The following is a 15676-nucleotide window of genomic DNA, read 5'->3' as shown; positions in this document are numbered from 1 at the left end:
CCCCGGCTACAGCGCGGCGGCCAGTCTGGTGCCCTGGTCGACGGCCCTCTTGGCGTCCAGTTCGGCGGCGACGTCCGCACCGCCGATGACGTGCACGCCGATCCCCGCCGCCGCCAACTCGTCGGCGAGGTCGCGGCGCGGCTCCTGGCCGGCGCAGAGCACCACGGTGTCCACGTCGAGCACGGTCTTGTCGTCCCCGACGGTCAGGTGCAGGCCCTCGTCGTCGATCCGGTCGTAGGAGACGCCGGCGATCATCTCCACACCCCGGTGGCGCAGCTCCAGGCGGTGGATCCACCCGGTGGTCTTCCCGAGGCCCGCGCCGACCTTGTCCGCCTTGCGCTGGAGCAGGTGCACGGTGCGCGGCGGGGCCTGGCGCTCGGGGGTCCGGAGCCCGCCCGCCGTCGTGTGGCCGGTGTCCACGCCCCACTGGCGGAAGAACACGTCGGGGTCCCGGCTCGCGCCCTCGCCGCCGTCGGTCAGGAACTCGGCGACGTCGAAGCCGATGCCGCCCGCGCCGATGATCGCGACCCGCGCGCCCACGTCCGCGTTCCCCCGCAGGACATCTGCGTAGCCGACCACCTTGGGGTGGTCGACGCCGGGGATCTCCGGCGTGCGCGGGACGACCCCGGTGGCCACCACGACGTCGTCGAAGCCGGTCAGGTCGGCGGCGGTCACGGTGGTCCCCAGCCGCACGTCCACGCCGTGCTTGTCCAGCTGCACCCGGAAGTAGCGCAGGGTCTCGTCGAACTCCTCCTTGCCGGGCACGCGGCGGGCCAAGCGGAGCTGGCCGCCGATCTCCTCGGCCGCGTCGAACAGGGTGACCTCGTGGCCGATCCCGGCGGCGGACACGGAGAAGGCGAGGCCGGCGGGGCCGGCGCCGACGACGGCCACGCGCTTGCGGTTCCTGGTGGGGGAGAGCACCAGTTCGGTCTCGTGGCAGGCACGCGGGTTCACGAGGCAGGAGGTGATCTTGAGGCTGAAGGTGTGGTCGAGGCAGGCCTGGTTGCAGCCGATGCAGGTGTTGATCTCCTCGGGGGTCCCGGCGGCCGCCTTCGCGACGAAGTCCGGGTCGGCGAGGAACGGCCGGGCCATGGAGACCATGTCGGCGTCGCCCCCGGCGATGACGGCCTCGGCGACCTCCGGGGTGTTGATGCGGTTGACCGCGACCAGCGGGACGGACACCTCGCCCATCAGCTTGCGGGTCACCCAGCTGTAGGCGCCCCGCGGCACGGACGTGGCGATGGTGGGGACGCGGGCCTCGTGCCAGCCGATGCCGGTGTTGATGATGGTCGCGCCGGCCTCCTCGACGGCCTTGGCGAGCCGGACGACCTCGTCGAACGTGGAGCCGCCGGGCACCAGGTCGAGCATGGAGAGCCGGTAGACGAGGATGAAGTCGTCGCCGACGCGCTCGCGGACGCGCCGCACGATCTCGACGGGGAAGCGCATCCGGTTCTCGTAGGAGCCGCCCCAGCGGTCCTCCCGGTGGTTCGTCGCGGAGGCGATGAACTGGTTGACGAGGTAGCCCTCGGAGCCCATCACCTCGACGCCGTCGTATCCGGCGAGCCTGGCGAGCTCGGCCGCGCGCGCGAAGTCCTCGATGGTCTGCTCGACCTCGGAGTCGGACAGGGCGCGGGGGGTGAACGCGCTGATGGGGGCCCGGATCGCGCTGGGCGCTACGGACTGCTCGCTGAAGGCGTACCGGCCCGTGTGCAGGATCTGCATGGCGATCCGGCCGCCCTCGCGGTGCACGGCGTCGGTGATCACGCGGTGTTCGGCGGCCTCGGCCTCGGTGGTCAGCTTGGCCGCGCCGGTGTAGGTGGCGCCCTCGGGGTTGGGCGCGATGCCGCCGGTGACGATGAGGCCGACGCCGCCGCGGGCACGCTCGGCGTAGAAGGCGGCCATCCGCTCGAACCCCTGGGGGGCCTCCTCCAGGCCGATGTGCATGGAGCCCATGATCACGCGGTTGGGGAGGGTGGTGAAGCCCAGGTCCAGGGGTTCCAGAAGGTGGGGGTAGTCGCTCATGCTCGTCTCCTCGCGCGGTTGCCCGGTCGGTGTCCGGCCGACCTCGACTTCATTATGCAACAAGTTGCAAAATGACTCGCGCGGTGCCCCGGCGACGGTTCGCGGACGACGTCCGCGCGCGCCCGGGAGCACGGTCGGGGCGGAGCCGCCGCGACGCCCGGAGGCCACGGCGTGCACGCGCCCGGGGGTACGGGACCGCCGGGCGTCCGGCTCAGACCGGCTCCACCGGCAGGAGCGCGGGGCGCTTGGCCACGCGGCCGTCGCCCGAGGAGCGGCCGCGCAGGCGTCGGAGGATCCACGGGCCGAGGAAGGTCCCCAGCCAGCGGACCTCCTCCGCCACCGCGAGCAGCGCGCTCCGCTCGGGCATCCGGGGCAGGGCGTCCGCCCACGACCCGTCGGCGCCGGGGAGCGTCAGCGCGGAGGCCAGCGCTCCGGCGATCCGGTCGTGCCCCAGCGGCGTGCAGTGCAGGCGGTCGGTGGCCCACAGGCGCCGGTCCGTGGACACCTCGTGCGCGGCGACGTCGGCCACGACGACGCCGTGCCGCCCGGCCGCGGCGCGCAGGCGCTCGTTGAAGTCCAGCACCCTGGGCAGCAGGGGCTTGGTCAGCGGCGCGATCCTGGCGATGTCGGGGAAGGTCAGGGTCGCCACCCGGGCCCCCGACGCGGTCAGCTCGGCGAACATCGCCTCCATGTGGCCGACCACCGCCCCGGCGTCGTACCCGGACCGGATCACGTCGTTGACCCCGGCGAACACGGTGGCCACGTCCGGGCGCATCTCCAGGGCGGGGGCCAGCTGCTCCTCGCGCACCTGGCGGGCCAGCCGCCCCCGGACCGCGAGGTTGGCGTACTCCACCCGCGCGCCGGTGGCGGCCAGGCGGTCGGCGAGGCGGTCCGCCCAGCCCCGGAGCCCGGTCTCGTCGTCACCGTCCCCGACCCCCTCGGTGTGGCTGTCGCCCAGCGCCACGTAGCGCAGGTCCCCCTCGAGCTCCATGCCCTCTCCTCCTCCTCGTGGACAGCACCGGAAGAGTACTCCACTCGATGACTAATCATTTAGGGGAGTAGGGGTAGGCGGACGGAGGCGCGTGGCGGTGCGGCACGGCGCCGGTTCCTGCTCCTAGCGTGGACCGGGGCGCCCCCGTGGCGCCCCGGACCTGCGATGACGTGCCCAGGAGGAACCAACGTGGCCAGGAACACCGTCGCCGAACAGCTCGTCCGGACGTTGGTCGCCGCCGGGGTGACCCGGATCTACGGGGTCGTCGGCGACAGCCTCAACCCGATCGTCGACGCCGTCCGCGAGACCGACGGCATCGAGTGGATCCACGTGCGTAACGAGGAGGCGGCGGCGTTCGCCGCCTCGGCCCAGGCGCAGATCGACGGGCGGCTCGCCGTCTGCGCCGGGTCGTGCGGCCCCGGCAACACCCACCTCGTGCAGGGCCTGTACGACGCCCAGCGCAGCGGAGCCCCCGTCCTGGCCATCGCCTCCCACATCCCCTCGCGCCAGATCGGCACCGGCTACTTCCAGGAGACCCACCCCGAGAGGCTGTTCGCGGACGTCACCGAGTTCCGCGAACTCGTCTCCGAGGCCGAGCAGATGCCGCGCCTGGCCCGGATCGCCGTCCAGCACGCCCTCGGCACCCCCGGCGCGGCGGTCCTCGTCCTGCCCGGGGACATCGCCGGGCGCAAGGCCGTGGGCCCGGCCGACACCAGCCCGGTGGCCGCGGGACGCGCCACCGCCTGGCCCGCCGAGGACGACGTGCGCGCGCTGGCCGAACTGATCAACGCCGCCGACAAGGTCGCCCTGTTCTGCGGCGCCGGGGCCAGGGAGGCGCACGACGAGGTGATGGCCCTGGCCGGACGGGTGCACGCCCCGGTCGGACACACCCTGCGCGGCAAGGAGTGGATCCAGTACGACAACCCGTACGACGTCGGCATGATCGGCCTGCTCGGCTACGGCGCGTGCTTCGAGGCGCTGCACGGCGCCGACCTGGTGCTGATGCTCGGGTGCGACTTCCCCTACGACGACTTCCTGCCCAGGAAGAACGTCGTCCAGGTCGACCACGACCCGCGCCGACTCGGCCGCCGGGTGCCGCTCCGGCTGGCGGTGCACGGGGACGTCGCGGCGACCCTGCGCGCCGTGAGGCCGCTCGTCGGGGAGCGCACGGCCGCCTCCGCCACCCGGTTCCTCCACGACATGCTGGCCCGCCACGAACGCGCGCTGACCAAGGTGGTGGACGCGTACACGAGGGACATCGAGCACCACACGCCCGTCCACCCCGAGTACGTGGCGAGGATCCTCGACGAGGAGGCCGACGGGGAGACCGTGTTCACCGTCGACACGGGCATGAACAACGTGTGGGCCGCCCGCTACCTGACCCCGAACGGCCGCCGCCGGGTGATCGGGTCGTTCACGCACGGCACCATGGCGAACGCGCTGCCGCACGCGATCGGCGCGGCCTACGCGGCGCCCGACCGGAAGATCGTCTCGCTGTCCGGCGACGGAGGGCTGAGCATGCTGCTGGGCGAGCTGATCACCGTCCACCAGCACGACCTGCCGATCACCACGGTCGTGTTCGACAACTCCTCGCTCGGCATGGTGAAGCTGGAGATGATGGTGGACGGGATGCCCTCCTTCCAGACCGACCACCCGCGCGTGGACTACGCGGCCGTCGCCGGGGCGATCGGCATGCGCGCCCTGAGGGTGGAGAGCCCCGACCGGGTCCGCGACGCGCTCCGGGAGGCCCTGGCGGCCCCCGGGCCGGTGCTGGTGGACGTCGTCACCGACCCCAACGCGCTCTCCATCCCCTCCCGCATCACCGCCGACCAGGTGGCGGGCTTCGCCCTGTCCGCGGGACGGACGGTGCTCCGGGGAGGGGTGGGGGCGATGGTGGACATGGCCCGCTCCAACCTGCGCAACATCCCCCGGCCGTAGGGGCGCGGGGGAGGCCGGGTCGCCCGGGCGGGGGAGAGCGGCCCGGAAACGGCCGGCCGGGACCGGGATCGGGGCCGCGAACGGCGAAGGCCCCGACCGGTGTCCGGTCGGGGCCTTCGTCTCGGCAGCTAGCCGCTGCGGAGGATAGGGGATTCGAACCCCTGAGGGCTTGCACCCAACACGCTTTCCAAGCGTGCGCCCTAGGCCACTAGGCGAATCCTCCGCGCACAACTCTACACGCCGGAGGGGGGTGGTCCGAACGGGTTTCCCGGGGCCCTCCCCGAGGGCCGCCGGGAGGGGCCCGGGAAGGCTCCGGGGAGCGCCCCGCCGGGCGGCCGGGGCCGTCGCGCGGACCTTCTCCGTCCCTGTTCACGGCCCCGCGGGGCCGACCGCGGCTCAGCCGGCCCGGCTGGACCGCACCCCCTCGATGGCGTTGTTGCGGAACGCGTCCACGAACAGCGAGTGGTCCGCCCGGGCCTGGGCCGCGTAGCGGTGGGCGAAGCGCACGCACCACTCGGTGAACTCCGCCTCACGGCCGTCGAGCACCGTCATGAGCGCCTCCTCGGTCTCCCACGCCACCAGGGTCGCGTCCGCGTGCGAGTCGGACACGCAGTGCGCCTTGGCGGTGGCGCGGCCCAGGTAGTCCAGTACGGGCACGACCTCCTCGGGCTCGGTGAGCCCTTCCCAGTCCAGGTCGTTCGTGTACGGGGACACCTCGCTCACCACGAAGCCCACGCCGTCGATCTCGGTGTGCCCCAGCAGCGGGTCGGCGTGGGCCTGGAGCGCGCGCTGGGACACGGCGGTGCGGTGCCCGTGGTGCTCGAAGGCCTCCATGATGCGCCGGTCCGTCACCACCCGGGACGGCGCGGCCACGTTCCCCTGCTTGACGGACAGGACGATGTCGTTGTCCCACGCCTCGGACCGGCCCTCGATGAGCACGCTGTAGGCGGGGAGCCCCGCGGAGCCGATCCCGAAGCCGCCGCTGCCCACCACGTCCTTGACCCCGTAGTCCAGCGAGGCGAAGCGCCGGTCGTCCGGGATGGTCCCCAGATAGTCGTGGTAGGCGGCGAGCACCTTCTCGCGCTCGCCGTCCTCCAGCCGGCGCACCCGGGGGCCCTCCCGGAACCGGCGGTTGTAGCCGTCCCTGTCGGTCATGGACGCCAGCATGGCGGCGCGGCTGCGGAGGCGGGCGCGCTGGAGCACGTCGTGGACCGTGCCGTCGGTGTTGTCCAGCTTGAGGGAGAAACCGGAGTCGCCGCCCCGCGTCGCGAACTGGCGGACCTGGGACACGTAGGCGTCGACGTAGCACGGCACGATCGCGCCGATGTCCTCGTCGGACAGGGCCTTCTGCCATCCCATCAGGGCGATGCTGGAGACGAACCGGAGCACGTCCCACGTGAAGTGGCCGAGGTAGGCCTCGTCGAAGTCGTTGACGTCGAAGACCAGGCGCCCGGTCGAGTCCATGTAGGTGCCGAAGTTCTCGGCGTGCAGGTCGCCCTGGATCCACACCCGTGAGGTGCGGTCGTCCGCCCAGGGGTCCTCCATCGACGCCACGTCGGAGTAGAAGAGCGAGGCGCTGCCCCGGTAGAACGCGAAGGGACTGGCGGCCATCTTGCGGAACTTGGCCCGGAACGCGGCCGGGGCCGTGGACATCAGGTCGGAGAAGGCGTTCTCCAGCGTGTCCACGATGAGGTCTTGCCGCTCGGAGGAGCGGTCGGTGGTTTCCAGGGGGTCGAACATGCCGTCCATGATGGCCCCGCGGGGCCGTCATGGCCATGCGTGCCGGGATCCGGGCGCCGTGGGACGCCCCGCGGGGGCGGGCGCGCGGGGTTGCCAGAGCGGTCGGGAGGTCGGATACACTCGGGGCAGACCCCTCGTGCGGCGTCACCCTATGAACCTCCCCAGGGCCGGAAGGCAGCAAGGATAAATGGGCTCTGGCGGGTGCGCGGGGGGTCCTTTCTGTTTCTCGGGCCCGGTCGGACCCTCCCGGTTCCCCGATCCGGTGCGAGCTGTCACTGCCGGCGGGTTGAATGGACGGGTGGCAGGGACCAGGGGAGTGAGCACACCGTGAGCATCGCGCTGTACCGCAAGTACCGCCCCGCGACGTTCGGTGAGGTGCGGGGCCAGGAACACGTGACCGACCCGCTCCGCCAGGCGTTGCGCAGCGGTCGCATCAACCACGCCTACCTGTTCAGCGGCCCGCGCGGCTGCGGCAAGACGACCAGCGCGCGCATCCTCGCCCGTTCGCTGAACTGCGCCGAGGGGCCCACCCCGGACCCGTGCGGGACCTGCGACTCGTGTGTGGCGCTGGCCCCCGATGGCGGCGGCAGCATCGACGTCATCGAGATCGACGCCGCCTCCCACGGCGGTGTGGACGACGCCCGCGACCTGCGCGAGCGCGCCTTCTTCTCACCGGTCAACTCGCGCTTCAAGATCTACATCATCGACGAGGCGCACATGGTGACCCGCGAGGGTTTCAACGCGCTCCTCAAGCTGGTGGAGGAACCGCCCCCGCACCTCAAGTTCGTGTTCGCGACCACCGAGCCCGAGAAGGTCATCGGCACGATCCGCTCGCGAACGCACCACTACCCGTTCCGGCTCATCCCGCCGAGCACGCTCCGGGAGCTCTTCGAGGACCTCCTCAAGGAGGAGGGGATCTCCTACGACCCCGCCGCGCTGCCGCTGGTGGTCAGGGCGGGCGCCGGTTCCGCCCGTGACGGGCTGTCGGTGCTCGACCAGCTCATCGCCGGGTCCGGCGAGGGCGGCATCACCCGTGAGGGCGCCGTCTCCCTGCTGGGCTACACCGACTCCAGCCTGCTGGGGGAGATGGTCGACGCGCTCGGCGCCCGCGACGGCGCCGCCGTGTTCGGGCTGATCGACCGCGTGGTCGAGGGCGGGCACGACCCGCGGCGGTTCACCACGGACCTGCTGGAGCGCTTCCGCGACCTGGTCGTCCTGGCAGCGGTGCCGGACGCCCTGGACAAGGGCCTGGTCAACGTGGCCGACGAGGCGGCGGAGCAGATGAGGGGGCAGGCCGCCCGGATGGGGCCCGCCGAGCTGACCCGCGCCGCCGACATCCTCAACCAGGGCCTGACCGAGATGCGCGGAGCCACCGCGCCCCGCCTGCTGCTCGAACTCATGTGCTCGCGGGTGCTCCTGCCCGGCACCGACGGCAGCCAGGGCGCAGCCCTGCTGGCACGCCTGGAGCAGATGGAGCGCCGGATCGCCTCGGGCGCCGTCGCACCCGCCGCACCCGCAGCACCCGCCGCGCCGGTCCGGTCCGCCGCCCCGGCCCCCGAGCCGGTGCGGGCTCCCGAGTCTCCCGCGCCCCGACCCTCCCGTGCCCCGGCCGCCCCGCAGGCGGCCCCCGCGTCCCCGGCCCCCGCGCCGGCGCCCGCCCCCGAGCGCGCCGCCGAGCCGGCGGGCTGGGACGCTCCGGCCCGTCCAAGCACGCCCGAACCCGCCCGCCACGCACCGCCGGCGCCCGCCGCCCCGTCCGGCGGGGGCGGCGCCCTCGACCTGGGACGCGTCCAGGGGTCGTGGAGCCAGATCCTGGAGGCGGTCAAGGGTCTGCGCCGGTTCACCTGGATGGTGCTCTCCGGCGGCGAGGTCCGGCCGGTGGGGGTCGAGGGCAACGCCGTCCTGCTCGGCTTCTCCCGCCCCAGCGAGGCCAAGGGCTTCAGCAACAGCGGCAGCGACCAGGTGGTCGCCAACGCGATCCGGCAGGTCCTCGGCATCGAGGTGCGGGTCGCCGCGGCCGGCGGCGCCGCGTCGGCCGCGGCGCCAGCCCGGCGCCCCGAGCCCGCGCGCCCGGCCGAGCCCTCCGGGTGGGACGCCCCCGCCCCGGCACGGCCGGCCGAACCCGCCCCTCCGCCCACCGCCCCGGAGCCGGAGGCCGCGGGCCGGGCCGCAGGCCCGCCGCCGGACCGGATCGTCACCGGTCTGGAGGAGCCGCCGCCGGACCCCTACGAGGACGCGGCCGCGTCCCCGCCGCCGGAGTACGACGACCCGTCCGCCGGCCGGTCGCAGCCCCGGACGGTCCCCGCCCCCGGGCGCCAGGAGGCCGCACCCTCCCCGACTCCCGCTCCGGCCCCGGGCGGTGCGCAGCGGCCGGCTCCGGCGCCCTCGGGCGGACCGTCGTCCGCGGCCGTGGACACCGCGCCGGCAGGGGGACAGGGTTCCGCCGCGGGCCGGGCCCCCGCCGGCGGGTCCGCGTCCCCCGGCGCGGGCGGAACGTCGCTCATCGAGACGGAGCTGGGCGGCCGCATGATCGAGGAGATCGAGCACGGGGCCGACACGGACGCGCCCTTCTAGGTGCGGCGGGCACCCACCCCGCCGGGCGGCGGGCGGCGCCCGCCGAGCGCGCTCCCCGGGAGTGTCCGGAAGCGTTGCCGGTGTGAGGTGGGGGGCGGGACGGGAGCACCGTTTCGGTCACCGCGCCGGCGTGCCCGGCGGAGGCCCCGGCCGGCCCCGGAGCCCGCGCCCGGCACCGGGGCGCCGCCCCCGGCCGACGCGGTCAGTCCCGGGGGCCCACGGCGGCCAGGACCGTCTCCACGAGCTCGTCCGCGTACGCGTGGGTCAGCGGCCCGGTGCGCATCAGCCAGCGGTGGTGGAGCGGTCCGGTCAGCAGCTCGGTGACGATGTCGAGGTCGGCCCCGGGGGCGAGCTGGCCCGCTTCGCGCCCGGCGCGCAGCCGGTCCTTGAACGCCTCCGTGTTGGGCCGGAGCAGGCGCTCGTTGACGGCCTCGGCGAACACGGGGTCGTTCTGGAGCTCGGTCGTGAACGCGCGGGTGGTCCGGTCCATCTCGGGGTCGTTGAACTCGTCGACGATGGCGCGGAGCACGGTCCTCAGGTCGGCGGCCAGGTTGCCGGTGTCGGGCAGGGGTTCGCCGGCCGTGCCGCCGGTCAGCGCGGTGAAGACGTCGAACACCACGGCGGCCTTGGAGGGCCACCAGCGGTAGATGGTCTGCTTGCCCACACCGGCCCGCGCGGCGATCGCCTCGACGGTCACCTTGGCGTAACCGACCTCGCCCAGCAGTTCCGACGCGGCGCGCAGGACGGCGCGTCGCGCCCGTTCGCTGCGGCGGCGGGGGTCCGGGCCGCGCCGGGGTGCCCGGGAGTCTTCCAATGGGGTGCTCTCAGCCATACCTGCCACGTTAACCGCTCAAAAATGACGAGACGTATCGTCTTGACACCGATACCCTACAGAGGCAGGATCACATCTGGCGAGACGGCACGTCTCGCCGAAACCGAAAGGAGGTCCGCATGTCCAAGAACAGTGACAACCTTCTCGGTATGGGCGGACAGCGCACCACGGTCTCCCGCTCCGCGATGCGCGGAGGCCCCGGCGGGGGCAAGGGCGGCCCCAGCGCCGAGGCCCAGGAGCGCAAGCAGGAGCTGCTGCGCAAGCTCCGCGAGAAGAACGCGCCCGAGAGTTCCGAGGAGTCCGAGGACACCGAAGGAACGGCGTGAACGCACGGCGGCGGCCCCCACCGGAGACGGTCGGGGGCCGTCGGCGTTCCCGCCCGCAGGGTCCGTCCGCACGGCCCCGGCCCCCGTCCGACCGGGCGCCGCTGTGAGGACCGGACGCCCTCACACGTCCCAGGCGCGGCCGTCCGCCGAGTCCAGCCACACCCGGTGCGCCCCGTCGTCCGACACCGACAGACCGAACCGGTCCGGTTCGGGGCTGCCCAGCTCGGCCCACAGGGCCAGGGCCTCCTCGAACTCGTCCCAGATGCTCCTCGGGCCGCCCTGCTCGATCATCCACGACGTTCCGTAGGGGTAGACCCTCACCCACGAGCCGCCCTCCCGGTCGCACACCCACACGCCCGATCCCGTCCCGATCCACCGCCGCCGCACACGCCAGTCGGGCACCATCACCGACAGGGCGAACGCCGTCGTGAAGGCCATGAGCGGAGCCAGGGGGTCGGTCTGCGTGAGCCGGTACTCGTCCGGCTGCTGCCCGGAGTCGCGCGCGGGCGGGGCCGCCGGGTCGGGCGTGCGCAGCGGGACGAACCCCACGCCGCCGTGGAAGCTCGCCCGGGCGGTCCCGTCGCCCGGGCACTCCACCCGGGCGAGCACCCCGGCCCCCTCCAACAGCCCCCACGGGCACACCACCAGCCCGCCGGGCCGCACCTGGTCGAGCCACGCGGGCGGGAGCCGCCGCACGCCGCAGGTGGAGACGATCCTGTCGTAGGGGGCGCCGTCCACGAGGCCCCCGTACCCGTCGGCCACGTGGACGGCGGGGGAGAGGCCCTCCGCGCGCAGGGCCCCGCGCGCGGTCCCGGCCAGGCGGGGGTCGATCTCCACGGAGGTGACGGCTCCGTCGCCCAGCCGGTGGGCCAGCAGCGCGGTGTTCCAACCGGTTCCCGTGCCGATCTCCAGCACCGTGTTCCCGGCGGCGAGGCCGGCGAGCTCCAGCATGCGGGCGAGGACCGTGGGGGCCGCGCTGGAGGAAGCCGAGGCCGCTTCCGGCGCGGGGGCCGCCGGCTCGGGCTCGCGCGGCGCGGGCGCCTCGCGGTCCCGGGGGATCCCGGACTCGTCCACCTGGGTGACGATGGCGTTGTCGGCGTAGACGGCGGCCAGCCAGCGCTCCGGGTCGTTGGTGGCGTCGAGCACGCCGCCGCGCGCGGTCAGCGCGCCGGTCTCGGGGATGAACCGGTGTCGCGGAACCGACCGGAAGGCGTGGATCAGCGCGGCGTCGGTCAGGGTGCCGTCCGCGATCATCGCCTCGATCAGTGCCGAGTGGCGTTCACTGGCGGTCAACACGTCCTCAGTCCCCCGTGGCTGTCGTGATGCCGGCGGCGCCCGCGGGCTCCACCGGGACGGCCGTGCCCCGCGGGACATCTCTTCGACCGAAAGTGATATTACCGCTACTCTTCGCGCTGGCCACGGGTCGGGGCGCCTTCCGGAGAGTCGACTCCGCGTCGCCCCGCCCGGCCGCCGGGCCGCCCGGGTCGGTCCAGCATGTTCCCTGACGACCGGTTAGTCTCACAGCGACAGCCACACAACTGCGAGACCCAGCACCATGAGTGCGGCGAGGAGACGGCCGTGAACCCTGGCGGAATGGACATGCAGGCCCTGCTCCAGCAGGCCCAGCAGATGCAGCAGCAGCTCGTGGAGGCCCAGCAGGCCCTGGACGAGGCCGAGGTCGAGGGCACCTCCGGCGGCGGCCTGGTCAAGGTCAGGCTGAGCGGCCGCGGCCAGGTGGAGGACATCACGGTCTCCGCCGACGCGATCGACCCGAGCGACGCGGACGAGAGCGCGCAGACCGTCGCGGACCTGGTCCTGGCGGCCATCCGCGACGCCGAGGCACAGGTGGAAAGGCTCCAGCAGGAGAAGATGGGCCCGCTCACCCAGGGGCTCGGCGGCGGCGGGATGCCCGGGGGCATGCCCGGCCTCCCCGGTTTCTGACCCGGAGCGGCCGCCGGGCGGGGCGGCCTCCGCGGCGCGTACGCGAGAGGTCGTCGCGCCGGATACGGTGGTGTCAGGGGATACGGACCGCCCCGCCGATCCGGTCCGACCTGGTGGGTAGGCGATGTACGAAGGCGCGGTGCAGAATCTGATCGACGAGCTGGGGCGACTGCCCGGCGTCGGTCCGAAAAGCGCGCAGCGAATCGCCTTCCACCTGCTGTCCGCCGAGCACGCGGACGTCAAGCGCCTGGTCAACGCGCTGGTCGAGGTCAAGGAGAAGGTGCGTTTCTGCTCCGTCTGCGGCAATGTCGCGGAGGAGGAGCAGTGCCGTATCTGCCGTGACGCCCGGCGCGACACCGCCGTCATCTGCGTGGTCGAGGAGTCCAAGGACGTCGTCGCCATCGAGCGCACCCGCGAGTTCCGCGGCCGCTACCACGTCCTGGGCGGCGCGATCAGCCCGATCGAGGGCGTCGGCCCCGACGACCTGCGCATCAAGGACCTGATGGTCCGCCTGGCGGACGGCCAGATCACCGAGCTGATCCTCGCCACGGACCCCAACCTGGAAGGGGAGGCCACCGCGACCTATCTGGCGCGGCTGGTCAAACCCATGGGTCTGAAGGTGACGCGCCTGGCCAGCGGGCTGCCCGTCGGCGGCGACCTGGAGTACGCCGACGAGGTCACCCTCGGCCGCGCCTTCGAGGGCCGCCGCAGTCTCGAGTTCTAGCTCACACTTCGCCGTAATCCAGGCGAAATATGAGTAACCTCCGTTTCACCGGGTAGGCCCGAGCGCTGGTGCGTCATGCACTCCGAGCGTTCCCGTCCCAGGTCGGACGGTGTAGACGACGGCGTCGCTGGCTACACTCCATTTCATTGTCTTGATCCCAACTCCTCAGGAGCAATCGATCGTGGCCCTAATCGTGCAGAAGTACGGTGGGTCTTCCGTATCCGACGCGGAAGCCATCAAGCGAGTAGCCCAACGGATCGTGGCTCAGAAAAAAGCGGGATATGACGTCGTCGTCGTGGTCTCGGCCATGGGCGACACCACCGACGAGCTGATCGACCTCGCCGAGCAGGTGTCCCCGCTGCCGCCCGCGCGCGAACTCGACATGCTGCTCACCGCCGGCGAGCGCATGTCGATGGCCCTGGTCGCCATGGCCATCGAGAACCTGGGCTTCGAGGCCCGGTCCTTCACCGGTTCCCAGGCCGGTGTCATCACCACGTCGCTGCACGGCAACGCCAAGATCATCGACGTGACCCCGGGCCGCATCAAGGAGGCCGTGGACGAGGGCGCGATCTGCATCGTCGCCGGGTTCCAGGGCGTGTCCCAGGACACCAAGGACATCACCACCCTTGGCCGGGGCGGCTCGGACACCACCGCGGTGGCGCTCGCCGCCGCGCTGGAGGCCGACGCCTGCGAGATCTACAGCGACGTCGACGGTGTGTTCACCGCCGACCCGCGCATCGTGCCGTCCGCGCGGCGCATCCCCCAGATCTCCTACGAGGAGATGCTGGAGATGGCTGCGTGCGGGACGAAGATCCTGCACCTGCGCTGCGTCGAGTACGCGCGCCAGTACAACATGCCCCTGCACGTCCGTTCATCTTTCAGCCAGAAGCAGGGGACCTGGGTCGTCCCGGAAGTCGAGGAAAGCGAAGGCATGGAACAGCCGATCATCTCCGGGGTCTCCCACGACCGGAGCGAAGCCAAGATCACCGTCGTCGGAGTGCCCGACAAGATCGGTGAGGCCGCGACGATCTTCCGGGCCCTGGCGGACGCCGAGATCAACATCGACATGATCGTGCAGAACGTGTCGGCGGTCTCGACCTCGCGCACCGACATCTCCTTCACGGTCCCCAAGGACTTCGGGAAGGAGGCGGTCGCCGCGCTGAAGAAGGTCCAGGAGAAGGTCGGCTTCGAGTCGCTGCGCTACGACGACAAGATCGGCAAGGTCTCGCTGATCGGCGCGGGCATGCGCTCCTACCCCGGCGTGACCGCGCGCTTCTTCGACGCGATCGCCGCCTCCGGCACCAACGTCGAGATGATCTCCACCTCGGAGATCCGCATCTCGGTCATCGTCGAGGAGGACCAGGTCGACGAGGCCGTCCGTGCGGCCCACAGTGAGTTCCGGCTCGACGCAGACCAGGTCGAGGCCGTCGTCTACGGAGGTACCGGCCGATGAGCAACCGTCTTCCCACCCTCGCCGTCGTCGGCGCCACCGGAGCGGTCGGCACCGTGATGCTCGGCATCCTGTCCGAGCGCGAGAACGTCTGGGGCGAGATCCGCCTCGTCGCCTCCCCGCGCAGCGCGGGCAAGGTCCTGCGGGTCCGCGGCGAGGACGTCGTGGTCCAGGCCCTGGCCCCCGAGGTCTTCGACGGCGTCGACGTCGCCATGTTCGACGTCCCCGACGAGGTCTCCAAGGAGTGGGCCCCGATCGCCGCCGCCCGCGGCGCGGTCGCCGTCGACAACTCCGGCGCGTTCCGGATGGACCCCGACGTCCCGCTCGTGGTGCCCGAGGTCAACGCGGACCAGGTCGCCAACCGTCCGCGCGGCATCATCAGCAACCCCAACTGCACCACGCTGTCGATGATCGTGGCCATCGGCGCGCTGCACCGCGCCTACCAGGTCTCCAGCCTGGTCGTGTCCTCCTACCAGGCCGCCTCCGGTGCGGGCCAGGAGGGCATCGACACCCTGCGCGACCAGATGGCGAAGGCAGGCGCCGACCGCGGCCTCGGCGACAGGGCGGGCGACGTCCGCGCCGCCGTCGGCGAGCTCGGCCCGTTCCCGGCGCCCCTGGCCTACAACGTCGTGCCGTGGGCCGGTTCGCTCAAGGACGGCGGCTGGTCCTCGGAGGAGCTGAAGGTCCGCAACGAGTCCCGCAAGATCCTGGGTCTCCAGGACCTCCGGGTCTCCGCGACCTGCGTGCGCGTCCCCGTGATCACCACCCACTCGCTGGTCGTGCACGCCACCTTCGAGCGGGAGGTGACCGCCGACGCCGCCCGTGAGCTGCTCGGTTCCGCCGAGGGCGTCGCGGTCCTGGACGACCCGGCCCGGGGCGAGTTCCCGACCCCGGCCGACGTGGTGGGCACCGACCCGACCTGGGTGGGCCGGATCCGCCAGTCGCTGGACGACCCGAAGGCGCTGGAGCTGTTCCTGTGCGGGGACAACCTGCGCAAGGGCGCCGCGCTGAACACCGCGCAGATCGCCGAGGTCGTCGCCCGGGAGTTCACCTCCTAGGGGCATCGATCCGGGGGCGGGGGGGGGCGGGGGGGCGGGGGGGGGGGGGGGGGGCGGGGGGGGGGGGGGGGCGGGCGCCG

At 73.0% G+C, this 15676-nt stretch carries 12 protein-coding genes, 1 tRNA gene and 1 other RNA gene; 8 read left to right on the top strand and 6 right to left on the bottom strand.

All coding sequences use genetic code 11. The annotated features are described in order from the left end of the window. Window positions 1-6: 6 nt before the first annotated feature. Both ABZ234_RS07630 and ABZ234_RS07625 read right to left on the bottom strand, forming a co-directional pair. Window positions 7-2022 carry an NADPH-dependent 2,4-dienoyl-CoA reductase gene (locus tag ABZ234_RS07630; protein ID WP_355011420.1) on the bottom strand — a complete coding sequence of 672 codons (2016 nt, stop codon included), beginning with the start codon at window positions 2020-2022 and terminating at the stop codon, window positions 7-9. Window positions 2023-2233: 211 nt separating this feature from the next. Beyond that, on the bottom strand, window positions 2234-3013 hold the full coding sequence (locus ABZ234_RS07625) for an SGNH/GDSL hydrolase family protein (RefSeq protein ID WP_355011419.1): 780 nt from the start codon (window positions 3011-3013) through the stop codon (window positions 2234-2236). A gap of 189 nt (window positions 3014-3202) precedes the next feature. Between ABZ234_RS07625 and ABZ234_RS07620 the strand changes: the two genes are divergently transcribed. After that, the gene (locus tag ABZ234_RS07620; protein ID WP_355011418.1) at window positions 3203-4951 is read left to right on the top strand and encodes a pyruvate dehydrogenase; all 1749 of its coding nucleotides are present in this window, start codon (window positions 3203-3205) and stop codon (window positions 4949-4951) included. 138 nt (window positions 4952-5089) lie between these two features. Here the strand turns inward: ABZ234_RS07620 and ABZ234_RS07615 are convergent. Both ABZ234_RS07615 and ABZ234_RS07610 read right to left on the bottom strand, forming a co-directional pair. Further along, window positions 5090-5174: transfer RNA gene (locus ABZ234_RS07615), tRNA-Ser, on the bottom strand. Window positions 5175-5347: 173 nt separating this feature from the next. After that, the gene (locus ABZ234_RS07610; RefSeq protein ID WP_352982188.1) at window positions 5348-6700 is read right to left on the bottom strand and encodes a DUF2252 domain-containing protein; all 1353 of its coding nucleotides are present in this window, start codon (window positions 6698-6700) and stop codon (window positions 5348-5350) included. A gap of 116 nt (window positions 6701-6816) precedes the next feature. Here ABZ234_RS07610 and ffs point away from each other — a divergent pair. Together ffs and ABZ234_RS07600 are read left to right on the top strand one after the other, a co-directional pair. Continuing rightward, window positions 6817-6912: signal recognition particle sRNA small type (gene ffs, locus ABZ234_RS07605), an RNA gene on the top strand. Between the two features lie 106 nt (window positions 6913-7018). Further along, complete coding sequence (locus ABZ234_RS07600) at window positions 7019-9265, top strand: DNA polymerase III subunit gamma and tau (RefSeq protein WP_355011417.1); 2247 nt, start codon at window positions 7019-7021, stop codon at window positions 9263-9265. Between the two features lie 202 nt (window positions 9266-9467). Here the strand turns inward: ABZ234_RS07600 and ABZ234_RS07595 are convergent, their stop codons facing one another. Then, window positions 9468-10097 (bottom strand): TetR/AcrR family transcriptional regulator, encoded by a 630-nt coding sequence (locus tag ABZ234_RS07595; protein ID WP_355011416.1) that lies wholly within the window; start codon window positions 10095-10097, stop codon window positions 9468-9470. A 119-nt stretch (window positions 10098-10216) separates the two neighbouring features. Between ABZ234_RS07595 and ABZ234_RS07590 the strand changes: the two genes are divergently transcribed. Further along, complete coding sequence (locus tag ABZ234_RS07590) at window positions 10217-10423, top strand: DUF6243 family protein (RefSeq protein ID WP_355011415.1); 207 nt, start codon at window positions 10217-10219, stop codon at window positions 10421-10423. A 120-nt stretch (window positions 10424-10543) separates the two neighbouring features. Here the strand turns inward: ABZ234_RS07590 and ABZ234_RS07585 are convergent, their stop codons facing one another. Continuing rightward, window positions 10544-11716: a methyltransferase domain-containing protein gene (locus tag ABZ234_RS07585; RefSeq protein ID WP_355011414.1), complete on the bottom strand. Its 1173-nt coding sequence runs from the start codon at window positions 11714-11716 to the stop codon at window positions 10544-10546. Between the two features lie 300 nt (window positions 11717-12016). Between ABZ234_RS07585 and ABZ234_RS07580 the strand changes: the two genes are divergently transcribed. From ABZ234_RS07580 to ABZ234_RS07565, 4 genes are all read left to right on the top strand, one after another. Beyond that, a complete protein-coding gene (locus ABZ234_RS07580) occupies window positions 12017-12364 on the top strand; it encodes a YbaB/EbfC family nucleoid-associated protein (protein WP_267950577.1) in 348 nt (115 codons plus the stop codon). Between the two features lie 124 nt (window positions 12365-12488). Beyond that, window positions 12489-13088 (top strand): recombination mediator RecR, encoded by a 600-nt coding sequence (recR, locus tag ABZ234_RS07575; protein WP_267947303.1) that lies wholly within the window; start codon window positions 12489-12491, stop codon window positions 13086-13088. Between the two features lie 181 nt (window positions 13089-13269). Next, window positions 13270-14541, top strand: coding sequence for an aspartate kinase (locus ABZ234_RS07570; RefSeq protein ID WP_267947302.1), 1272 nt, complete (start codon window positions 13270-13272; stop codon window positions 14539-14541). After that, entirely contained in the window at window positions 14538-15596 is a 1059-nt protein-coding gene (locus tag ABZ234_RS07565) for an aspartate-semialdehyde dehydrogenase (protein ID WP_267947301.1), read from the top strand. Before ABZ234_RS07570 ends, ABZ234_RS07565 begins: the two co-directional genes overlap by 4 nt. The last annotated feature ends 80 nt before the right edge of the window (window positions 15597-15676 follow it).

Source organism: Nocardiopsis sp. NPDC006198, assembly GCF_040613895.1.
Lineage (GTDB): Bacteria > Actinomycetota > Actinomycetes > Streptosporangiales > Streptosporangiaceae > Nocardiopsis > Nocardiopsis tropica.
This window is presented reverse-complemented; position numbering and strand designations above follow the sequence as displayed.